The organism is Nitrososphaera sp. (assembly GCA_039938515.1).
Taxonomy (GTDB): domain Archaea; phylum Thermoproteota; class Nitrososphaeria; order Nitrososphaerales; family Nitrososphaeraceae; genus Nitrososphaera.
On the sequence record JBDUUL010000001.1, the window covers coordinates 280,224 to 299,725 of the forward strand.

General features: G+C 49.3%; 30 protein-coding genes and 1 tRNA gene. 22 read left to right on the forward strand and 9 right to left on the reverse strand.

The window, feature by feature from the left end:
- Positions 1-39: 39 nt before the first annotated feature.
- Positions 40-459: a DUF371 domain-containing protein gene (locus ABI361_01620; GenBank protein ID MEO9319349.1), complete on the reverse strand. Its 420-nt coding sequence runs from the start codon at positions 457-459 to the stop codon at positions 40-42.
- A 98-nt stretch (positions 460-557) separates the two neighbouring features.
- Here ABI361_01620 and psmA point away from each other — a divergent pair, with 98 nt between their 5' ends.
- From psmA to ABI361_01720, 20 genes are all read left to right on the forward strand, one after another.
- Positions 558-1,295 carry an archaeal proteasome endopeptidase complex subunit alpha gene (gene psmA, locus ABI361_01625; protein MEO9319350.1) on the forward strand — a complete coding sequence of 246 codons (738 nt, stop codon included), beginning with the start codon at positions 558-560 and terminating at the stop codon, positions 1,293-1,295.
- 145 nt (positions 1,296-1,440) lie between these two features.
- Entirely contained in the window at positions 1,441-2,103 is a 663-nt protein-coding gene (locus ABI361_01630; protein MEO9319351.1) for a TlpA family protein disulfide reductase, read from the forward strand.
- 2 nt (positions 2,104-2,105) lie between these two features.
- Complete coding sequence (locus ABI361_01635) at positions 2,106-2,984, forward strand: RNA methyltransferase (protein MEO9319352.1); 879 nt, start codon at positions 2,106-2,108, stop codon at positions 2,982-2,984.
- Between the two features lie 42 nt (positions 2,985-3,026).
- Complete coding sequence (locus tag ABI361_01640) at positions 3,027-4,031, forward strand: 50S ribosomal protein L3 (GenBank protein MEO9319353.1); 1,005 nt, start codon at positions 3,027-3,029, stop codon at positions 4,029-4,031.
- The gene (gene rplD / locus ABI361_01645) at positions 4,028-4,852 is read left to right on the forward strand and encodes a 50S ribosomal protein L4 (protein MEO9319354.1); all 825 of its coding nucleotides are present in this window, start codon (positions 4,028-4,030) and stop codon (positions 4,850-4,852) included. The genes ABI361_01640 and rplD overlap by 4 nt, the downstream gene beginning before the upstream one ends.
- Positions 4,849-5,187 carry a 50S ribosomal protein L23 gene (gene rplW / locus ABI361_01650; protein MEO9319355.1) on the forward strand — a complete coding sequence of 113 codons (339 nt, stop codon included), beginning with the start codon at positions 4,849-4,851 and terminating at the stop codon, positions 5,185-5,187. Before rplD ends, rplW begins: the two co-directional genes overlap by 4 nt.
- A 63-nt stretch (positions 5,188-5,250) precedes the next feature.
- Positions 5,251-5,658, forward strand: a complete 408-nt coding sequence (locus ABI361_01655) for a 30S ribosomal protein S19 (GenBank protein MEO9319356.1) — start codon at positions 5,251-5,253, stop codon at positions 5,656-5,658.
- A 5-nt stretch (positions 5,659-5,663) separates the two neighbouring features.
- Entirely contained in the window at positions 5,664-6,140 is a 477-nt protein-coding gene (locus ABI361_01660; protein ID MEO9319357.1) for a 50S ribosomal protein L22, read from the forward strand.
- Positions 6,137-6,844 (forward strand): 30S ribosomal protein S3, encoded by a 708-nt coding sequence (locus ABI361_01665; GenBank protein ID MEO9319358.1) that lies wholly within the window; start codon positions 6,137-6,139, stop codon positions 6,842-6,844. Before ABI361_01660 ends, ABI361_01665 begins: the two co-directional genes overlap by 4 nt.
- Positions 6,831-7,040 (forward strand): 50S ribosomal protein L29, encoded by a 210-nt coding sequence (gene rpmC, locus ABI361_01670; protein ID MEO9319359.1) that lies wholly within the window; start codon positions 6,831-6,833, stop codon positions 7,038-7,040. The genes ABI361_01665 and rpmC overlap by 14 nt, the downstream gene beginning before the upstream one ends.
- Before the next feature lie 301 nt (positions 7,041-7,341).
- Positions 7,342-7,683, forward strand: a complete 342-nt coding sequence (locus ABI361_01675; protein MEO9319360.1) for a 30S ribosomal protein S17 — start codon at positions 7,342-7,344, stop codon at positions 7,681-7,683.
- Positions 7,667-8,107, forward strand: a complete 441-nt coding sequence (locus tag ABI361_01680) for a 50S ribosomal protein L14 (GenBank protein MEO9319361.1) — start codon at positions 7,667-7,669, stop codon at positions 8,105-8,107. The genes ABI361_01675 and ABI361_01680 overlap by 17 nt, the downstream gene beginning before the upstream one ends.
- A 12-nt stretch (positions 8,108-8,119) precedes the next feature.
- Positions 8,120-8,503 carry a 50S ribosomal protein L24 gene (gene rplX / locus ABI361_01685; GenBank protein MEO9319362.1) on the forward strand — a complete coding sequence of 128 codons (384 nt, stop codon included), beginning with the start codon at positions 8,120-8,122 and terminating at the stop codon, positions 8,501-8,503.
- 2 nt (positions 8,504-8,505) lie between these two features.
- Positions 8,506-9,219, forward strand: coding sequence for a S4 domain-containing protein (locus tag ABI361_01690; GenBank protein MEO9319363.1), 714 nt, complete (start codon positions 8,506-8,508; stop codon positions 9,217-9,219).
- Between the two features lie 4 nt (positions 9,220-9,223).
- Positions 9,224-9,763 (forward strand): 50S ribosomal protein L5, encoded by a 540-nt coding sequence (locus ABI361_01695; protein ID MEO9319364.1) that lies wholly within the window; start codon positions 9,224-9,226, stop codon positions 9,761-9,763.
- Positions 9,763-9,942 carry a 30S ribosomal protein S14 gene (locus ABI361_01700; GenBank protein ID MEO9319365.1) on the forward strand — a complete coding sequence of 60 codons (180 nt, stop codon included), beginning with the start codon at positions 9,763-9,765 and terminating at the stop codon, positions 9,940-9,942. The genes ABI361_01695 and ABI361_01700 overlap by 1 nt, the downstream gene beginning before the upstream one ends.
- Before the next feature lie 14 nt (positions 9,943-9,956).
- Positions 9,957-10,349 carry a 30S ribosomal protein S8 gene (locus ABI361_01705; protein MEO9319366.1) on the forward strand — a complete coding sequence of 131 codons (393 nt, stop codon included), beginning with the start codon at positions 9,957-9,959 and terminating at the stop codon, positions 10,347-10,349.
- Positions 10,333-10,896, forward strand: a complete 564-nt coding sequence (locus tag ABI361_01710; GenBank protein MEO9319367.1) for a 50S ribosomal protein L6 — start codon at positions 10,333-10,335, stop codon at positions 10,894-10,896. Before ABI361_01705 ends, ABI361_01710 begins: the two co-directional genes overlap by 17 nt.
- A 68-nt stretch (positions 10,897-10,964) precedes the next feature.
- Positions 10,965-11,073: transfer RNA gene (locus ABI361_01715), tRNA-Asn, on the forward strand.
- A gap of 104 nt (positions 11,074-11,177) precedes the next feature.
- Positions 11,178-11,639 (forward strand): hypothetical protein, encoded by a 462-nt coding sequence (locus ABI361_01720; protein ID MEO9319368.1) that lies wholly within the window; start codon positions 11,178-11,180, stop codon positions 11,637-11,639.
- A gap of 57 nt (positions 11,640-11,696) precedes the next feature.
- Here ABI361_01720 and ABI361_01725 read toward each other — a convergent pair whose 3' ends face one another.
- The 6 genes from ABI361_01725 to ABI361_01750 all read right to left on the reverse strand — a co-directional run bounded on the left by ABI361_01725 (position 11,697) and on the right by ABI361_01750 (position 15,830).
- A complete protein-coding gene (locus ABI361_01725) occupies positions 11,697-12,056 on the reverse strand; it encodes a hypothetical protein (GenBank protein MEO9319369.1) in 360 nt (119 codons plus the stop codon).
- A 33-nt stretch (positions 12,057-12,089) separates the two neighbouring features.
- Complete coding sequence (locus tag ABI361_01730) at positions 12,090-12,326, reverse strand: hypothetical protein (GenBank protein MEO9319370.1); 237 nt, start codon at positions 12,324-12,326, stop codon at positions 12,090-12,092.
- Between the two features lie 121 nt (positions 12,327-12,447).
- Positions 12,448-13,554, reverse strand: coding sequence for a thiolase family protein (locus tag ABI361_01735; GenBank protein ID MEO9319371.1), 1,107 nt, complete (start codon positions 13,552-13,554; stop codon positions 12,448-12,450).
- A complete protein-coding gene (locus tag ABI361_01740; GenBank protein MEO9319372.1) occupies positions 13,542-14,531 on the reverse strand; it encodes an LLM class flavin-dependent oxidoreductase in 990 nt (329 codons plus the stop codon). The genes ABI361_01735 and ABI361_01740 overlap by 13 nt, the downstream gene beginning before the upstream one ends.
- Positions 14,528-15,211 (reverse strand): nucleotidyltransferase family protein, encoded by a 684-nt coding sequence (locus ABI361_01745; protein MEO9319373.1) that lies wholly within the window; start codon positions 15,209-15,211, stop codon positions 14,528-14,530. The genes ABI361_01740 and ABI361_01745 overlap by 4 nt, the downstream gene beginning before the upstream one ends.
- Before the next feature lie 187 nt (positions 15,212-15,398).
- Positions 15,399-15,830, reverse strand: a complete 432-nt coding sequence (locus ABI361_01750; protein MEO9319374.1) for a hypothetical protein — start codon at positions 15,828-15,830, stop codon at positions 15,399-15,401.
- 60 nt (positions 15,831-15,890) lie between these two features.
- Between ABI361_01750 and ABI361_01755 the strand changes: the two genes are divergently transcribed.
- A complete protein-coding gene (locus ABI361_01755) occupies positions 15,891-16,433 on the forward strand; it encodes a hypothetical protein (protein ID MEO9319375.1) in 543 nt (180 codons plus the stop codon).
- Here ABI361_01755 and bioD read toward each other — a convergent pair.
- A complete protein-coding gene (gene bioD, locus ABI361_01760) occupies positions 16,413-17,117 on the reverse strand; it encodes a dethiobiotin synthase (protein ID MEO9319376.1) in 705 nt (234 codons plus the stop codon). The genes ABI361_01755 and bioD overlap by 21 nt on opposite strands.
- A gap of 40 nt (positions 17,118-17,157) precedes the next feature.
- Between bioD and bioA the strand changes: the two genes are divergently transcribed.
- Complete coding sequence (gene bioA / locus ABI361_01765) at positions 17,158-18,504, forward strand: adenosylmethionine--8-amino-7-oxononanoate transaminase (protein ID MEO9319377.1); 1,347 nt, start codon at positions 17,158-17,160, stop codon at positions 18,502-18,504.
- 2 nt (positions 18,505-18,506) lie between these two features.
- On the opposite strand, the gene ABI361_01770 is transcribed toward bioA, so the two are convergent.
- Positions 18,507-19,208 carry a recombinase family protein gene (locus ABI361_01770; protein MEO9319378.1) on the reverse strand — a complete coding sequence of 234 codons (702 nt, stop codon included), beginning with the start codon at positions 19,206-19,208 and terminating at the stop codon, positions 18,507-18,509.
- Between the last annotated feature and the right edge of the window lie 294 nt (positions 19,209-19,502).

Genomic DNA, 19,502 nt, shown 5'->3' on the forward strand with positions numbered 1-19,502 from the left:
GACTAATGCGTCGCTGTACCTACACTGGCTGAACTCGAGCTATTCAACTATAATTCGGAGTAGGCCCCGCGTCTGAGTGCTCTGTAGCTTCTGAACAAGCCTCCTTGGAATGCTAGCGGACCCGCTGTCGCATGCGATGCAGAGGGTTCGTGGACAGATGAAGCTGCTTGTCCGAGTGACTATGTCTGCAGTGTGCTCCAATGAAAGCTCCCTGTGTCCCTTACCCCCCACAAGCCAAACCTCGTTTTCCACAACCAATTCTAATTTCACGAATGATTCGTCCCGCCTCAGGCGGTTTTTGAGTTGATCACTTAAATCCGAACATGCCTTGTTTGCGCGCACACCCGCAATGCAGTCGCCGCGCAGGCTAAGGTGTTCATGCTTTGTTATTTCAATCGTCCTTGCATGAAAGCAGCGGACATTTGGATGACCAAAAAAGACGACCTCATCTTCTACCAATGGGACCGGGTCGCGCATGATGATATAAAATGTATGAACCCTGATCATTGCAAAAAGTGAGGTAAACTTAAATTGTCGGTTACAAAAAAATAGCTGAATTGTTACCAGCAGCAGCGGGCTATGACCGAGCAATTACTGTATTCTCCCCTGACGGCAGGCTTTACCAGGTTGAATATGCAATCGAAACTGTCCGAAGGGGAACTCTTGCCATTGGAATTAAGAGCAGGGACGGTGTGATTCTTGCAGTTGAAGAGAAGGCAAGGAAGTTGCAGATTTCTAATGTCACCCAGAAGATTTTCCAAGTAGATGATCACATAGGCGTCGCAGCTGCTGGATACATCCCTGACGCTAGGACTCAGGTAGACCACGCCAGATTTTTTGCCCAGAGCAACCGTTTGATCTATGACGAGCCGGTCGACGTTGAGGGCGTGGCAAAGAACCTCGCAGATATGGCACAACAGTTCACGCAATATGCAGGTGTGAGGCCGTTTGGTGTTGCATTAATCTTGGCAGGGGTAGACAAGAACGGTTCTGAGCTCTTCTTGACTGATCCGAGTGGCACTTACATAGGATACGATGCCGTTGCCATCGGAGCCGGCAGTGATCAGGTGACCGATTTCCTTGAAAAGTCATACAAGGCAGACATTCCAATGGAAGACGCGGCAACTCTGGCGATTGAGTCGATTTACCTTGTCAGCGAGGAGAAGAGTGGTACTCGTCATCTAAAGATGGCCATAATCGACGAAAATACACGAGCCATGCGCAAGGTCGAGGATCAGGAAATCGAAAAGTACGCCACAAAGGCAAAAGAGAACGCTACAAAGCGCGGTGCCTGATTTCAGGCGGCACTTCTGTTCTTCTTTTTCCTGAACCAAGCTGCTACTCACTGACCGCTTGTATCCAGATTTTTCTTTTCCAGCTTTTTAAGAATCTGCAGAGGTGAGAAGATTAAATTAAGGAAATAGAGTGATTTCAGGAAGTTTGGCTGTCAAGATAGGTGCACCCTGTCCGAATCTCCAGGTCTCCAAGTGGGTCCAAGGAAAACCCACCAATATTGACTCGGAAAAAGGAAATGTGGTGTTGGTGGAGGTTTTCCAGGTTAACTGTCCTGGCTGTTTTCTTTATGGGATTCCCGAAGCCATCGATATTTACAAGAAGCACAAGGACAGAGGTCTGACAGTGATAGGCATGGCAACAGCGTTTGAGGACTATGACAAGAATACCATTGAGAATTTGGAAAAGCTCGTGGCTACTGGCGAGGTCATCGGGGAGACGTATAAGGCACTTGCACAATATGGCCAGCTCAAAGGTGAGTCAAAGCTCCCCTACTCGATCCCGTTTCCTTTGGCAATGGACAAACTGGTGAAGGAATCGGCACAAATTTCAGAGGGCAAGGTAATGGATTTTATCGAGGCGAACGTCCCAGATTTTCGGACGCTCACCGAAAGGGAGCGCCAGGTCCTTATGAAGCGCGTCCGCGAATACCTTTCGAGAAAGGAATTCTCCGCAAAGACATTTGAGGACTTTATGCTTCGGGGAACACCGTCATCAATTCTGGTCGATCGCAAAGGAATTCTGAGGCATACGGCATTTGGCTCAAACGGCATGCTGGAACAGTCTGTCGAAGCATTGCTTAGCGAGTAGATTTGCATCGATTATCTGTTGCACTGCCTGACTCGGCGCTTTCCGACGAGCAGACAAAGCGAGAAAAGACGGTGAAAATCGGCCAGTTCGCTCGCTCTTGCTCTATATTCAGGGTAAATAGGATATACATTTACCACGACTCACTCTCAAGGTTCGACGCCTCTGATGCTAAGTTGATGTCGACTGTGCTGAGGTACTTGGACACTCCGCAATATCTCCGGAAGCGGCTCTTTCCGCGGATTAGTGAGCTTGAATATGCCGGCATCCTGCACCCAATTAAGGCACCCCATCACAAACCCGCTCAGACACTAAAGGAAATCCGGCGGGGAGACGTAAGATCAGGAGTGCTGGTCGAGGAAAAAGGGACTCTCTTTGTCGATGTCGGCCTTGGGACCCTATTGCCTTTCAAAGGTCAAGGACGCGACGGCCAGAAGGTGGACGTAGTCTTCGTTTCTGAATACCCCCGGCTTAACGTGAGACAGGCGCAATCCCACGAGATAAAAGATTATTGGGGGTTTGATGTCCAAGAGCAACCCTCGTTAACTTCGCTTCTATCGGCAGAACGAACTTCTCTAGTTTTGCTTACATCGCGCAAAGGGCCTTTCTATACAAAGTTGCTTACCCAGATTGAACAACGTCTGCGAGAAATTGAGAGCGTTTTGCTGGTATTTGGATCGCCGAAATACGGCATCCAGGAAATACTCGCCCGGGAGAATTTGCGCGGGGCAGATCGAGCTCGAACAACTGACGATCATATCACAGTCAACATGTTTCCCAACCAAGCGACAGAAACTATCCGGCTCGAGGAAGCAGTTCTTGGCACGCTAGCTATTCTGAATCTATCAATAAACCGTGCGACTTTCGCAGAAAAATTCGTATAGAGTTTAACTTATTAAAGGGAACTGAAGTGTGATGCAGTATCAATGGGCCATCGTAAGTATAGCGCTCCAAGAAGAGGCAGTATTGCCTTTAGGCCACGCGCTAGGGCGCAGAGTTTAGAGGCCAGAATTAGAACCTGGCCCGAGTTTACCAGTGACAAGGTCTCACTCGCAGGATTTGCCGGTTTCAAGGCAGGATGTCTTCATGTATTGAGCATTGATGATAGGGAAAAGACCCCGAACTTTGGCAAGCAGTTGCTTAATTCTTCAACAGTAATCGTCACGCCGCCCTTGAGAATAATAGGGATAAGGGGGTACAGGAAAGACCTCTACGGTTTACATGCGGTTTTTGATTTATACGCAAAAGACCTTCCAAAGGAACTTTCAAGGAGGTTTGAAGCCAAGTTCAACGAGGAATCTCTAACGAAATCAGAATCAAGGCTCAACGAACTTGAAGAAGTCATGGCAATAGTGGCCGTCGAGCCTTCGCAGATCAATCTATCGCAGAAAAAGCCGTTTGTCTTTGAAATGCCTGTAACTGCGAAGGATGTAAAGTCGGCGTTTGATTATTTAAAAGGCAGCCTGGGCAAGGTCGTCAGAATCGGCGACGTATTTCAGGCAGGCCAGAATCTCGATGTCTTTGGAATAACTCGAGGAAAGGGCGTCGAAGGCCCTATCACGCGGTTCGGAGTCAAGAGAAAGCAGCACAAGTCAAGAAAGAGCGTGCGCGCAGTTGGAACCCTTGGGCCGATTTCTCCTGCAGTCGTTATGTACACAGTCGCAAGGCAAGGACAGCGAGGCTTCCACCAAAGGACCGAATATAACAAAAGAATTTTGGTTGTTTCAAACACAGAGAAAGATTCCCAGTCTTCCAGCGCGATTAACCCACCGGGCGGGTTCAAGCACTTTGGCCTGGTCTCAGGCGATTACATTATTGTGAGAGGCTCAGTTCCTGGCGTTCCAAAGCGTCTGATCAAGATGAGGCATCCCATTCGAAACCTTCCCAAGAAAGTAATGGAACCGAAGATACTGGAGATCATTGCACATTGACAAAGGCTAGCATTTTATCAGTACAGGGAAAAGTTCAAGGAGATTTGGAGCTTCCACAGGTCTTTGAAACCCCGTACCGACCGGAAGTTATACACAAAGTCTATGTTAACGTGATGTCTCATTCGTACCAGAGGCAGGGCAGATATCCAGCAGCCGGCGAGATGGTTAGCGCCGAGTCTCGGAACACGGGTCTTGGCATCGCGAGACTCGCCAGAGCCCGTGGCGAAGGATTCCAGCGAGCTGGGCAAGCTGCGAGCGTTGCAGGCGTGCGGCACGGCAGAGTGGCGCATCCTCCAGAATCATGGAAAACAATCTACAAAAAGATTAATGAAAAGGAGAGACGCCTTGGCCTCAGTTCAGCCATAGCCGCGACGAGCAATAGAGAACTCGTAGCGCAAAGGGGTCACAAAGTTCCCGAAAATATACAGCTCCCCATTGTTGTTTCTAACGAAATTGAATCAATTCGCAAAGCTAAAGAGGTTCAGAATCTGCTGTCTGCCTTGGGAATGGATGCTGACTTGAAGCGGGCGCGCGGTTCTCACAAGGTCAATTCTGGAACCGCTAGAAGGCGTGGCAGGTCAGCAAGATCGGGGCTGAGCGCTCTTATCGTCGTTGGCAACGAATCAAAGATGACAACTTTGTCCACGTCTATCCCGGGCATCGATATCAAACGCGCAGAGGAGATAAGTGTGTTGGACCTCGCACCGGGCTCAAGGCCGGCGAGGCTTACGATCTATTCGGAAAATGCAGTGAAGCACTTTGAGGGGCTTAAAACCCGGGTAAACAACGTAATGGAAATTGCGACGAGGTCATCAAAGTGAGCAAGAGAGAAACCGAGAAAAAACCTGCCCCTGCTGCAAAAGAATCAGAAGTCATGGTTGCATCGTCGATGAGCCCAGAGGAGGCTTCCAGAATTATCTATGCACCTTACGTTACAGAAAAAACCTTTAATCAAATCGAAAAGGAGAATAAACTCGCATTTATGGTCTCCGTAGAATCAAGCAAGACGCAGATAATTGAGGCAATAAGGGTTTTGTACGAGGCCGAGGCACTTAACGCAAACACCGCTATCACTATTCATGGGAAAAAGGCTTTTGTCACATTCAAGGCGCCCGAAGGCGCAAGGGATCTGGCTACTAAGCTCGGCTTGGTGTAAATATTGTTGGCCTGGCTCGCTAGATTTAAAAGTAGTAGGTGCGTCGCGGGAGAGTTGATCTGATTGGTTCGAGAGTTCAAGTTCAAAGGTTATACTCCAGAGCAGCTCCAATCTCTATCAATTGAAACGGTTTTGCCGCTCCTTAATGCCCGGCAGAGGCGTTCTCTTGATAAGCGCGTCAGCTATTACATGAACGACGACAAGCGGAAACTCAGGGAAAAAGTCAAGCTTGCACGCGAAGGCAAGCTAAAGGGCAAGCTGCGCACACATGTCAGAGACATGATAATTCTCCCCGACATGGTGGGATTAACGATTCATGTTCACAACGGGAAGGAATTTGTTCAAGTTGCAATTAGGGCAGAAATGATAGGCCATTACCTTGGCGAGTATGCGATTACAAACAAGAGAGTCCAGCACGGCGCACCAGGAGTAGGTGCTTCAAGGTCTAGCCTCTACGTCCCATTGAAGTGATTTAGATGCCTGAATTCAAATACGCATTTCAGAATTTTGACAAGGCTCGACACGTCCGAGCTTCGCTGAGAGAAAAGTCGATATCGCATAAACACTCGCGCGAAATAGCCGTTGCTATCAAGGGCATGTCAATCGAGAAGGCCCGCGAATTTCTCGAAAATGTCGTTTCTCGAAAAATCGCCGTTCCGTACAGGCGCTACAACAACGAGGTTGCCCACAGAACCAACATTCGTGACGGCTTTTCTTCCGGCAGGTATCCAAAGAAGGCAGCCAATGAGTTCCTTCGATTGCTTGATAATCTCGAATCGAACGCAGAGTACAAGGGCATGGATCTCGACAGGCTACGCATAATAAGTGCAGTAGTCCACAAGGGTACTAAACTCGAAAGATTTACCCCGAGAGCAATGGGTCGGTCAAGCCCGAAAATCGATACACTAGTCCACGTGGAGCTGGTAGCTCAAGAGGCGAGGGTTGAAGAATGAGCGCTGTAAAGAACGTGCTGAAAAATAGCTTTCGAAATATGGAACTCAACGAGTTCCTCACCGAACAGCTGAAAGACGCAGGTTACGCGGGAGTCGAGGTGCAGAAAACGCCGGTCGGTGCAAAGCTGACTGTCTTTGTTACCAGACCCGGACTGGTAATCGGCAGGAAAGGCACCGGCATTAAAGATCTCATGGCAAGACTCGAGCAAAAGTTCGGGCTCCAGAACCCGCAGATTTCTGTAATGGAAGTGACTACGCCTGAGCTCAATCCTCAGATAATGTGCAACAGGATCGCGCAGTTAATCGAGCGCGGCACTGCATTTAGAAGAGCCTCAATGTGGTCCATGAACACCATCATGAGCGCGGGTGCACTGGGAGTAGAGGTGACTATTTCCGGCAAGCTTCGCACGGAGCGCGCTCATTTTGAAAAACACACGCTTGGAGTCGTTCCAAAGAGCGGCGATGTTGCAGGTAAAATTGTCCGCCTCGGGATCACACACGTTCTTACCAAGATGGGACTTATGGGAATCCAGCTCAGAATCGCGTCTAAATCAAGCGTTCCTCAAGAGTTTGAATACAAGGATGCATCTGGGACAACTTCTGGCCCATTGTCGCAAGCGACAGACGGGCAGAATCCATCTTTGCCACAAACTGACCAGACTACTGCTTCGAATCAGGGAGGGAGTGCGGATGGCTCGGCTTAAAGTCAAGACATTACGCGAAATGAATGATACCGACCTGGCAGACAAGCTGCTGGAGCTTCAGACAGATCTTGCGAAATTGAGGGCAGAGAAGACAAAGGGAACGCTGAAAAAATCAAGCGGCGATGTGCGTTGGGTACGAAGGGATATTGCTCGAATGATGACCATTATTAATGAAAGGAAGGTCGCGACCAAGTGAGCAATATCTCAGAGATAGAACTTGTCTCACCGTTAGCTCACGAGATCGTGGGCTCAAGACTAACTGTTTGTGACTCGGGTTGTCGTGCGCTAGTGGGTACGAGTGGCCAGGTAGTTCTCGAGACCAGGAACATGGTTCACATTCGAACAGACAGCGGCATTAAGAAAATCGTCAAGGAGGCTGTGAAGAAATTTTACCTAAAGAACGAATTTGGCGGTTGCTTTATAAGTGGTTCATCTTTGATAGGGAGACCTGAAGAAAGAGTTTCACGAACGAATTGAAATTGGTAGATTGATGACAATTGGTTAGAAATATTGGAGTATCTGTCGTTTCGCCGCGCAAAACTTGTGAGGACGAAATTTGCCCATTCCATGGGAACCTTTCAGTCCGAGGAAAGCTTATTCGCGGAATAGTGGCTAGTGCCAAGGCAAAGAAGATGATAGTCGTATCCAGGGAGTATCCGCGCCCCGTACCCAAGTACAAGAGGTATGAGAGGAGCAGATCAAAAGTGCATGCATACCTGCCTGAATGCATCGAAGTCAAAGAAGGTGAGGAAGTGGTCGTTGCAGAGTGCCGTCCGCTGTCAAAAACCGTTTCCTTCGTCGTGGTGGAGGTAAGTACCAAGGATGGCGGCGGGAACTAAGTCTAGGGCAGTCTCGGCGAAAGGCGTCGAGGAATTTAGGCCATATATCACTCGGGCTCTCCCTGTTACGGCTAATTTGGTGTGTGCCGACAATACAGGGGCCAAGATTCTCAGGATAGCCCAAGTTACTCGATACAAGGGCCGCCATTCAAGGCAGCCCTCAGCGGCAGTCGGAGACTTTGTCACCGTAACCGTTAAGAAAGGCCCTGCCGAGCTTCGAAAGCAGATTTTCGGCGCGGTGATTGTCAGACAAAAGTATCCCATTAGGAGGCCGAATGGTGTAAGGGTTGTGTTTGAAGATAATGCGGCTGTCCTGGTAACGCCCGAGGGCGAAATCAAGGGGACAGACATTAAGGGCCCGGTGGCATCAGAGGCAGCGGAGAAGTGGCCAAGAATAGCAAACCTTGCTGGGATGATCATTTAGAGGAGATTCATGATGGCTAAAGTAAACCCAAAACTTATCCACGTGCCAAAACACCAGAGAGATAAACGGATAGGCGCCACGCTAGATGATGCACTCAGGCAACAGTACGGGCGAAGAGGGACGCGTGTGGTCCAGGGCGATTCGGTACGCGTTTTGCGTGGAGAATACAAAGGTGTTGAAGGTAAAGTGGAAGAAGTAATCACAAAATCAGGGAGCTTGTATATCGAGGGAGTAAAAAGAGAAAAAATTCGTGGCGGCACTGTCAAGGTGCCAATTCACGCGTCAAACGTCATGATCACCTCGCTCAAGCTCGACGACAAGTTCAGAACGGCACGCTTGCAGAGGAAATCGGGCACGAGCGAGCAGTCCAGCCAATCAGAGGAGCGGTCTCAATAGAAATGGGCAAAAGAGGAGGAGACTCGAGGATGAAGAGGCAGTTGGCGCCTGTCTTTTGGAATATTAGAAGAAAAGAGAGCCAGTTCGTAGTAAGCGTTAAACCGGGGCCTCACCCAAAGCGGCTATCCTACCCGCTGGGCATGGTCCTCCGCGACGTTCTTGGCGTAGCTGCAACGATGCTTGAGGCGCAGCGCATACTGGTAGCCGGCAAGGTCAAAGTCGACAATATTGTTAGGAGGTCACCCAACTTCGCCGTTGGGCTAATGGACACTATTGAACTCTCAACAGGGCAAACTTACAGAATGGTGCCAAAAGACTCTACGCTATTGGTGCCTGTTTCTATTGACGAGTCGGAAAAGACCGTGAAACTATCCAAGGTCACCAGCAAGACCTCAGTACGCGGTAAAAAGATACAATACGGATTCCATGACGGCAAGACAAAGATATCAGACAAGGTTCTTCGAGTTGGCGATACTTGCCTAATTGAGCTGCCGCAGGCCGAAATTAAGGATCATTTAAAGTTCGAGAAGGGATGCACAGTACTTATCATTACAGGTGAAAACGCCGGCAAGATAGGCAAGGTCGAAGACATCAGGGACGGCATATTTTCTCTTCCAAAGAGGGCCTTGGTCACATTCGAGCAGAGGTCCGTCGAGCTACCCGTGGAAATGGTAATGGCGGTGGGCGCGGAAAAGCCCATAATTAGGGTGAACTAATTAAATGAGTGAACAAGCACAAACAGAACAAATCGGCTCGACCGACATGAAACGCATTCGCGTAGATAAGGTTGTAATAAACATCGGCGTGGGAAAATCCGGCGACCCTATTGAAAAGGCAAAAAAAGCACTCCTTGAACTTACGGGTCATCAGCCGGCCGTAAGAGGCGCCAAAAAGTCCGTCAGAGATTTTGGAATTCACAAAGGTGAGCCGATTGGCGCGATGGTAACGCTCAGAAGGGATCCCGCCAATGACTTTCTCAAACGCATCGTTGCGGCCAAGCGCAATACTCTGAAGGCCAGTTCATTCGACAACTTTGGCAACATCTCGGTTGGAATACACGAGCACATCGACATACCCGGCACCAAATATAATCCCGAAATCGGCATCTTTGGAATGGATGTCAGCGCCGTTCTTGTAAGACCAGGTTATCGCATCGCACGAAAAAGCAGAAAGAGCGCCAAGATCGGAAAAAGCCACAGGATAAATAGGGAAGAAGCAATGGACTTTTTCAGGCAGCAGTTTGGAGCGGAGATTGAATAATGCCAAAACCTAGAGGTTATGAAGAGACGGGAAGGAAGAAACTTGCTCACGGCAAGGGTACCAGATGGTGTCGCAGGTGCGGCGCATTCAACGGAATGATTCAAAAATACAACTTGATGCTTTGCAGGCAGTGCTTTAGAGAAGTGGCCGCGAGTCTAGGATTCGTCAAGTACGAATGAGAGGGTGTGGTTAGATGCCAGCGTTAAATGTCATATCGAACCTTTTCACTACAATTTATAACAACGAGTCCCGGCGAAAGAAAGAGTGTGTCGTACTTCCCGCTTCAAGGTTTGCAAGTGAAATCCTCCGGGTAATGCAGAAGCACCGGTATATCGGGGAATTCGAGCAGGTAGACGACGGGAGGGCAGGCAAATTCAAGATCCAGTTGCTGGCCAAGATTAACAAATGCGGCATAATTACACCGCATTTTTCGGTTAAGAAAGATCAGTACTTCAACTGGGAAAGGCAATTTCTGCCTGCATACAGCATGGGATTACTACTGGTTTCTACTAGCAGGGGGATAATGTCTCACCACGAGGCTCAGTCCCAAAATCTGGGAGGCGTTCTTGTTGGCTACGTCTACTGAAGAAGCGATCGTCGGGGAGGTTGAAATCCCCGATTCTGTAAAAGTTACACAGGAGCGAAACACCATTGTTGCAAAGGGAAAGGCCGGCACCGTGAAGAAAGACTTTACGAAACTGCCTGCGACAATCTCGATTGACGGAAACAAGGTGGTGATAAAGCCGCATGGCAAGCGCAAAAAGGACCTTGCAGTCACAAACACCGGAGCCAGCATAATTAGAAGCATGATAAAAGGTGCGGAAAAGGGCTTTACATACAAACTCAAGGTCATCTTTGCTCACTTTCCTATTTCGGTAAAAGTAAAGGACGGCCAGGTTCTCGTCGAGAACTTTTTCGGCGAGCGTTCACCTCGGGTTTCTACCATTGTGGGAGAGGGCACCAAGGTTACGGTCGCAGGTGAGGACATTCTAGTTCAGGGTCCGAGCCTGGAAGATGTCTCGCAGACAGCCGCGAACATAGAACTCTCTACAAAGATAAAAGACAAGGACCAGCGGGTCTTCCTTGACGGCCTATATGTCTACGCGCGCGAAGATGGAATGCAGCGCGGGTAGATATTTCTACCATTTGCATCTAGCCTTCAAGAAAGATTTATTTTGTGCTTGACTTTGCTAATGGTTGCGCCGCTGTAGCTCAGCATGGTAGAGCAAATTCGTAGCGCGACATGTGCTTTGAAGCTCAACTGGCTGTTAACCAGTGGGTCATCAGTTCGAGTCTGATCAGCGGCGCCATACTTTTACTTCAATAACCATTTTCTGTTCGCGACCAAGTTACGATAGCTTTATACTGTAATCTGCGGTCAAATCCATTGCAATTCTCCAGCCAGGTTCTACAGATGACAAAGAATGCAGATAGCGCAGATTCTAACGAGAAGAGAGGGCAGCTAGAAGACATCCTTCGCGGCAAAACACTAATGGTTTACTCGTACATGATAAAGAGGAAGGAGCCAATCGGCGTAAGGGAGCTGCAGCGAGACCTCGGTTTCTCATCTCCTAGCGTAGCTACGTACCATATCGAAAAGCTACTCGGGCTGTCGCTGGTCGGACAGGACGAATACGGGAGATACTTTGTTGCGCAAAAGGTTCAAGTCGGGGTACTCCAGGCATTTGTAAATCTCGGCGGCTTTACCTTTCCTCGGTTGACTTTTTTTGCAGCTTTTTTCACAACCATGCTCCTGGCTTATATAGCGTTCAATTTGGAGCACCTAGACGTCTACGCAGTCGCATTTGCCGTCGCTGGAGCAGGGGCATTCTGGTACGAAACAGTTCGAGTTTGGACGAGACGCCGGATCGCCTGACGGATTTCAGGCCTGCAGCCTTGTCACGATATTTCAAAACTCGAGTATTGAAATATTCTATATTTCGATGATGTCAAGCGCTATTGCATCGGCGAGCAGATCAAGATGGCGGCTCGCAACGATATAGCCATTCTTTATCTCGGAGGAAGATATCCACCTATTTGATGAGCTAAAAAGCCGTTCCTTTTTCATGCGCGACTCGACCTGTTCTACATCAAGCTCTTTCTCTTCAACCTCTTCTGTTTTGGTATGTTTTATCGTAAGCAAGACCTTTTTGACCAGAACTCGTCTGCCGAATCGCTGCGAAAAATCGCGAGCATTTTCGTCTATCTCGAGCATCTTGACCTTAATCTGAAACCTATTCAATGCGTCACGCGTTGTCAGCAGCCGTTCGTCGACGAACCTGTCGTAGCTCATCAATACCTGACATGCTCCTTGACTATATTAACGTCAAGTATTATTCGGTATGCAACTGAACTTGTAGTAAGGCATCCCGTCAATCACGCCGCACGAGACCAGCCTCACAGGAGAGCCCACCTTTGCTATCGCAGGATCTGCTATCGATCCGACAAGTCGCAACTCTCCAATTTCAACCAGACCAAAGGCATCGGCTCTGCTTCCCAGTTTACTTTCTGACAGTTCAATTATTTTTCCGACCTTGCGACGATAGGGCTTGAGTTTGGTCATGCGGGAGCAAGTCTTGCAGAATTGGGACACGGGCCAGCTGAACTTCGAGCATGACTCGCAGTAGCTGGCACACAATTTGCCCGACGCAACTAATTTCAAAAACTCGGCGCTTGTCAAGTCGCTAATTAGCACTCATAATCATAACGGTCGCCGAAGAGCCTGCGGCTGCTAGGTTGTGGACCAGACCGCACTTTAATGTTGATGAGACCTGCCTTTCACCAGCCTTATGAGAGAGTTGTGAAAAAATCTCGGCGACCTGAGCTATACCTGTTGCCCCTACAGGATGGCCACAGCCTAGGATGCCACCGCGTGGGTTCAACACTGTGTCGCCGGTCTCAAGAAACCGGCTCCCCTTTCCTGCCACAGCAAGGCCCAGGTCCTCAAGCGCCATTATTTCAAGAATCGAGAACGCGTCGTGCAGCTCGGCAACATCCACGTCTGAAGGCCTTAACCCCGCCATTTCAAACGCATCACGGCCAGCGTGAATGGCAGAATCTATCCGAGAGAGTTCAGGTGTAGACCCCGCAAGACTGGCCGAATTCGTCCTCTGTCCTATTCCAGAAATCCATACGGGAGTTGAAGGTACCTGCCGTGCAAGTTTTTCAGACAAGAGCATGACTGCCGAGGCGCCATCGCATGCTGAAGAGCATTCTAAGAGCTTGAGCGGTTCAACAATCTTTCTCGAATTCATTACCTGGTCTACTGTGACCTCACTTGGGAAAAGCGCCTTTGGATTCTTGGCAGAATTCTTTCGGTTGAGAACTGGGACCATCGCCAGCTTTTCTTCGGCAAGTTGGTATTTCCTCATGTACGATTTTGCGAATAGGGCCGCCCAATGGACTGGAAGAAAGTATGACCCGCGCGTAATGTCTGAAGTCAATCTGTAGCCGGTGCTTTCCCTTTTCTCCGCCCCCGTAACCAAGACAGCACTGCAGAGTCCCGAGGCGATGAGGGAAAAGCCAGTTGCAATCGAGTTGGTACCTGAATTGCAGAGGTTATCTATGCGCTGAGCCAATTTTGGCTGAATTCCAAGCATCTCCGACACTACTGGACCCAAGTACTGCTCGTTCGAGCAGCTAGAGACCAATACGCAGTCTACGAGTTCTCTAAGCACGGGGTTTGACCGAAGGATCTCCGCACAGGGGCCTGCGGCCAGTTCCGCTACTGACTGGTCCGATTGCTTTACAAAAGCAGAAGTCGCAGACGCGACAACCGCTACGCGCGCCACCCAAAACAGTCGATGAGTTCCCTAAATGAACTTTCTGCGTCATCTATAGGATTTACCTGCAGTATGGCCCTTGTTATTCCAGTCTGCGCAAGGCAGTTCAGTTGTTCTCTGCATTGCTCAAAGCTCCCGGATACTGCCAGTGAATCCAGCATTTTGTCAGGCACATGTTTTGCAGCTGCATCGCTGCCCGAAACTGTAAAGGCATTCTGTATGGCCTCAACTTCGGCTCTGTATCCTGTCTCTGCCAGGAACTTGCTGTAATACCTGCCGGCACCGACATAGAAGGCCAGCGTCTTTCTCGCCCTCCGACGTGCTTCATCAGGACGTGTATCGGACGCGGCGCATATTATCGACAGAGCAATTTCAAAGTCATCATTTTTTCGAAGAGACCTGACTTTTTCAACAGCCGAGGCCAGTTCATGGACCGGTCTCAGATAAAATAAGACCCCGTCTGCAAGTTCAGAGGCAAGCGAGACCATTCGGGTGTTTATAGCCGCGACGTATATCGGGATTGTCGGCCGGACTGGCTTTTCAAGAATTCGGAAATTGCGGATTTTAAAAAATGTGCCATCGTGGTTAACTTTTTCCCCGGAAAGCATTTTCCGCAGGCACAGAATATATTCTCGCATCCTCTCCAGGGGCTTTTCAAATGATATTCCGTGCCAGCCTTCGACTATTTCAGCAGTGCTCGCTCCCAGCCCGATGACCATTCTTCCGCTAGACATAGAGTCGATGGTAACTGCGCCCATAGCCACAGTTGCGGGAGTCCTGGAGTAGATACTCATGATAGAGGTACCCAGCTTGACGGCTTTGGTGACCTGACTGAGCGCTCCTAGAGTGCCGAATGATTCTCGCCCCCAGGATTCGGGCACCCATATGGAATCCGCGTTTGCGCTATCAGCCATCATCGCGCATTTCAGCAAGTCCGAAGCGGATAGCAGCGGGCCAAGGCTGTAGCCTATTCTTGTACCGGTCATGCTATCTTGGCAGAAGGGAGCTCTCTTGAAGCTTCCTCTATGTCCTTGTGCGAGTCAATCGACCTCCAAAAGATATGATCATACTTTACCGCCCGCAATTCTCCGTTCTTTGCGAGTGCGGGTAGGGCCGTGACCTCAATATTCCCGCTGTCTGGAAGGTAGTCAAAGACTTTTTGAGTGAAGTAGTATACGCCTGCATTTATCCACCTGTCAGGTATCTGAGGCTTTTCCACAAATCCCGTAACGCGTTCTTGACCGTCCACCTCGACCACGCCGAAAGGACTTCTCAGTTGGACAAGCGCTATTCCTTGTGATGGGCCATCATGAAGCTTGTTCGGGTCCAGCTCGGTCAAGATGTCTCCGTTCACAAGGAAAAAGCCACTCTGCCCGGACAGCAGACTTTGTGCGTTCTTTAATGCGCCTCCTGTACCCAAAGGGTCGTCTTCCACTGCGTATCCAACTTTTACTCCCAGCTTGTTACCGCTGCCTATGTATTCGATAATGCGTTCCTTCATGTATCCGACGCATATTATAATCTCAGAAACTCCAAAACTCTTTAGCCACCTGATCTGCCATTCAATTATTGGAGCATTTCTTACTTCAATCATTGGCTTTGGCCTCTCATCGGTGAGAGGCTTCAGTCGCTTGCCATAGCCACCAGCGAGAATAACTGCTTTCATCCAACCAACTAATCTGGCGAATTTTATAAAACGTTATGCCACACAGTTCTCGCCTTTTTGCAATTAGAATGACAAATTCAAATCGACCTTTCATCAGAGCTAGTACATTTCACCCGAGCATGATTTGCAACATCGTAAAGGATCCAAGAAATATGCTCGGTTTGCATTAGTTTTTGCTATAGCAATGCTACTTCGAGGCCTGTTGACTGCGGGCCAGAACTCGCTTGTCTGCTACGGATTTCCAGATCCCAAGACCGATCAAGATTCCGCCGAGCAAGACCGTCGAGCCGACGGTCCCTGCAGCGCCGGCCTTACTTAGTGCGCCCTGCGCGATCAAGCCCACCATTCCTGCAGTGATAATTCCGCCATTGACAATAAGGAGGACCGCGACAGGAGTTGATGGCTTCCTTCTGCTTATTACGAACCCGATAATTGACATAATTACTGCTCCTCCGCCAAAGACCCCGCCACGAATAGCTACGTTGAATGGCAAAAAGCCTGAGTCGCTCGGTGCACCCGAACTTGATTTGGATGACGCCACCATAACGTCTGCTCCATAGATTATCAAAAGCGCAAGGGATGCAAGCAACAGCCCAAGTGCAACCTGCGTACTGGACATCAATCTGCTCAAGCTCGAACAGAATTAATAAACGTACCCGCCTTGATAGTGTGCCCCCCAATGGACGCCAAGACTCTGCTCTACTCTGCGATCGACAGGATAGGAAAAGACACTATTAGGTCAGACCTCGTGATGGATTTCAGACTTTCTGACAAGTACATTTCAAGAATAATCGAAGAATGTCTTGCTCGAATGGATGCTGAAGGCGTAGACGCGCTGAGCGAAGATATCTGTGAGGGGCTGCTTCATTTCTTGTTGACGGCGCTTTCAATACCTTCTGAGAGAAAGATTTCTGTTGAGGGAGTTGACGTCGATATCGTAATTCCTTCGGCTAAGGTTCTCAGAAAGAGCCCGGACAAGGCGTTAATAATTCAAGTTTTGAGGAGCCACGAGCCCCAAAGCAAAGAAACCGCTCGCCTCGCCGCAAAAATACAGCCAGTCGCGGAGAATATCTGGTACGTTGAGAACCATCCCAAAAGAACCGATGGATTCAGAACCTATTCGATATACCCTGGCCACCATCGATTCTCCAGAATAATAATCGATATAATGGCATTCCTTGATGAAAAAGGCGTTTCAGGGCTAAAGCTGGTCCACGGGTAGAAACCCCGGCTTTACGGACTTTTGCAGCGAGTTTGCCACCTCCGCGAGGTCGAGTCTGTGCTTTTTTTGCAAAGTTGCAATAACTTCAATACCGCTTAGTTCCTCGATACATCGGGGGGCCTCTCGTTCTACAATGGAGGGTCTCAAGGGCATCATATTTACTACTATTCCTAGGATTTTGATGTGATATGCACGGCATGCCATAATCGTAAGCAATGTGTGGTTGAGAGAACCGAGAAAGGGCGTGGTCACGATTATTACAGGCAATCCCAGCCGCTTCACGAAATCGGCCAACGTCTTTCGGCGAGTGATTGGAACCATTATTCCCCCGATTCCCTCGACTACCGCAAAGTCATGTTTTGCAGCCAGAGCTAAGGTTGATTTGCATACGATTTCAAGACTAGGTGCCTTCATTCCTAGCACCCTTGATGCCATGTATGGTGAGGCGCCGAGGGGATAGTAGGACGGATTTAGCACCCGGTCGGTTTCTGCCGAGCCAGATGCTTTTGCAAGCAGCGCCGTATCTTCAGAGTTAAAGCGCTTGGAGAAAGGACGGTCAGACGAGGCAAACGGCTTGCAGGCCACAACGTCAAGCCCTTTGCGTGCCAAGAGCAAAGTCAATCCGGCAGTGACCACGGTCTTTCCCACACCCGTGCTAGTCCCGGTGATAAAGACTCCCTGCATCAGCTATTATAACTGACTTTTGTAGGGAAATTTAACCGAATTGGACTACCAAAGTGTCGATCGAGAATTTGTTTGGCATCCCTATACCCAAATGAGAGACTGGATGGCCGACCGCGGGCGTTTGAAGACAATATCTTCAGGCAGGGCGTTTGAACTTGTGGACACAGACGGCAGAGCCTACCTCGATGGGATCGCTAACATGTGGTGCAATGTATGGGGACACGGTCAAAACGCTGTGACACAGGCAATGATCCGTCAAATAGGTAAAATTCCGCACTCCACACTTTTTGGTCTCGGCAGCGAGTCGGCAGCGAGACTGTCCAGGACCCTGACTGGTATCGCCAGAGGAATGAAGCGATCCTTCTACACCGACAACGGGTCCTCTGCAATTGAGGCATCGCTCAAGATGGCTCTACAATACTGGAAGAATCTTGGATACAGCCATAAAACGCGATTTGTCTCACTAAGGCACGGATACCATGGCGACACAGCAGGCGCAATGTCCGTCGGATATATCGAACAGTTCTTTGGGGCATACAGGCCAATTCTTCGACCGGCTAGGCAGCTTCCGACGCCCTCTTGTCCGGGAAGCAGCTCGAAAAAAGAGATGGCAATGACCCGAGCGCTGGAGGCGGCGGAAAACGCTCTTGCAAAAAGTGCTGAAAGAATAGCAGCGATCGTGATGGAGAGCGGCGCCCAGATAGCGGGGGGCGCTATCATTTATCCCCGAGGGTATCAGGAACAAATAGCCAAGCTGTGTAAGCAGCATAACGTACTCTTGATTCTTGACGAGATAGCTACGGGCTTTGGAAGGCTCGGAAATATGGCCGAATATGTTGAGCAGGAGTCGCCGCCGGACATAGCCTGCTTTGGAAAAGCGCTTACCGGTGGCTACTTCCCACTGGCTGTTACAATGACGACGGAAAAGGTTTTCCAAGCGTTTCTGGGTGACTACTCAGAGGGGAAGCAGCTGTACCATGGACATACATTTACGGGGCATGCCGTTGGCTGCGCGGCGGCTCTGGCAAACATTGAGCAGTACGAGAAACGTGACCTGATAGGCAGAATCAGGACTAACGCCTCGTATATTGGCTTAAGGTTGCAAGAATTTGACAGGTTCAACATAGTTTCGGATATCCGTCACAAGGGAATGTTAGCTGCGGTGGAGCTTGGTAGGAATCGCCGATCAGTGCCCCGGCTGAAAGACGGAAATCTGCTCGGTTACTATGTCATGAAAAGAGGCTTGGAGCTGGGCGTATTCCTGAGGCCGCTTGGCAACAACCTGTTGATTATCCCGCCGCTTGCGATGCCGAGGAGCAAAATAGGCCAAGTAATCGACGCCGCCGAACGAATTGTCTCCGAAGTTGACAAGATAGGGATAGAGTGAACCTACCTAGTATGAGCAGAAATTTGGCGCAGTTCCTTGTAAAGCGTGGCCTTCGATACACCCATAATTTTTGCAATATTCGACTTTGGCCTGTTCTCTGCAAGCATGCTTATCAGGCGGTCCTTGTCCAGCATCTTTCTTGGTCTACCCAGATTCTTGCCCGCGACTCTTGCCCTTTCCATCCCATCCTTGGTTCGCTGGACCAGCATTTCTCTTTCCCTTTCCGCAACCCAGGTCAGAATTCCGATCATCAGTTTTCTTATGCTGGGCTCAGTAGTCTGAAGGAAGGACTCTCTAGGAGAACAAGAAATCAAAGGAGAATACTCCTCTATCGCCTTGATAGCCTCCAGGGTATCCCAGAAGGTCCTGCCGACGCGAGATAGTTCATACACCAGCACCGCGTCGACGGATGCAGACCTTACCAGATCCATTAACTCGACAAACCCTCTGCGCTGCGAAGCGGGTATCTTTCCGCTCGTTGCCGAATCTTCAAAAAAGTCAAGAATTTGGAAGTCATGGGACGCGGCCCACCTTTCAAGAGCAAGCCTTTGGTTCTGCACGGTTTGCTCCTCGGTACTGACGCGAAGATAAGCAAAAGCATACCGCACAATTTCTTTTCGTCTACAACTCGGATAATCCGCGGTGTCAACAAGATCAGACTTGATTCGTCCAAAAATGGTACTTGCCGTTTTTGGGCTGCCCAAGATGGCAAAAGGAAAATTGAAGGTAAAATAAAGGTCGGTCAAAAAGTCGGTCTAGAAAAGGACCCCTTTTTGAACACTGGAAGCCTGACGCCGCGACGGCGGATTTCGCATTTACAATAGATCATGGACACCGGAAAAAGTACTAGTGCCGGATCGCATTTTTGCTCGCTAAACCCCTAGCCGGGAGCCTCGCGATACTGCATGTAGGGCAGGCGTGCTTCTTTACTGCTAATCGACAATATTTCAAAATTCGAGTTTTGCAATATTGGTTAAAATCAAATACCGCCAAGACTT

Coding starts and splice junctions, on each gene's coding strand:
- ABI361_01740 (MEO9319372.1), bottom strand. CDS start 14,531: ATGACCGGTACAAGAATAGGCTACAGCCTTGGCCCGCTGCTATCCGCT.
- ABI361_01665 (MEO9319358.1), top strand. CDS start 6,137: ATGAGCGCTGTAAAGAACGTGCTGAAAAATAGCTTTCGAAATATGGAA.
- ABI361_01680 (MEO9319361.1), top strand. CDS start 7,667: ATGGCGGCGGGAACTAAGTCTAGGGCAGTCTCGGCGAAAGGCGTCGAG.
- rplX (MEO9319362.1), top strand. CDS start 8,120: ATGGCTAAAGTAAACCCAAAACTTATCCACGTGCCAAAACACCAGAGA.
- bioD (MEO9319376.1), bottom strand. CDS start 17,117: ATGCAGGGAGTCTTTATCACCGGGACTAGCACGGGTGTGGGAAAGACC.
- ABI361_01700 (MEO9319365.1), top strand. CDS start 9,763: ATGCCAAAACCTAGAGGTTATGAAGAGACGGGAAGGAAGAAACTTGCT.
- ABI361_01695 (MEO9319364.1), top strand. CDS start 9,224: ATGAGTGAACAAGCACAAACAGAACAAATCGGCTCGACCGACATGAAA.
- ABI361_01730 (MEO9319370.1), bottom strand. CDS start 12,326: ATGACCAAACTCAAGCCCTATCGTCGCAAGGTCGGAAAAATAATTGAA.
- ABI361_01690 (MEO9319363.1), top strand. CDS start 8,506: ATGGGCAAAAGAGGAGGAGACTCGAGGATGAAGAGGCAGTTGGCGCCT.
- ABI361_01705 (MEO9319366.1), top strand. CDS start 9,957: ATGCCAGCGTTAAATGTCATATCGAACCTTTTCACTACAATTTATAAC.
- ABI361_01755 (MEO9319375.1), top strand. CDS start 15,891: ATGGACGCCAAGACTCTGCTCTACTCTGCGATCGACAGGATAGGAAAA.
- ABI361_01640 (MEO9319353.1), top strand. CDS start 3,027: ATGGGCCATCGTAAGTATAGCGCTCCAAGAAGAGGCAGTATTGCCTTT.
- rpmC (MEO9319359.1), top strand. CDS start 6,831: ATGGCTCGGCTTAAAGTCAAGACATTACGCGAAATGAATGATACCGAC.
- ABI361_01750 (MEO9319374.1), bottom strand. CDS start 15,830: ATGTCCAGTACGCAGGTTGCACTTGGGCTGTTGCTTGCATCCCTTGCG.
- ABI361_01745 (MEO9319373.1), bottom strand. CDS start 15,211: ATGAAAGCAGTTATTCTCGCTGGTGGCTATGGCAAGCGACTGAAGCCT.
- ABI361_01720 (MEO9319368.1), top strand. CDS start 11,178: ATGACAAAGAATGCAGATAGCGCAGATTCTAACGAGAAGAGAGGGCAG.
- ABI361_01725 (MEO9319369.1), bottom strand. CDS start 12,056: ATGAGCTACGACAGGTTCGTCGACGAACGGCTGCTGACAACGCGTGAC.
- ABI361_01660 (MEO9319357.1), top strand. CDS start 5,664: ATGCCTGAATTCAAATACGCATTTCAGAATTTTGACAAGGCTCGACAC.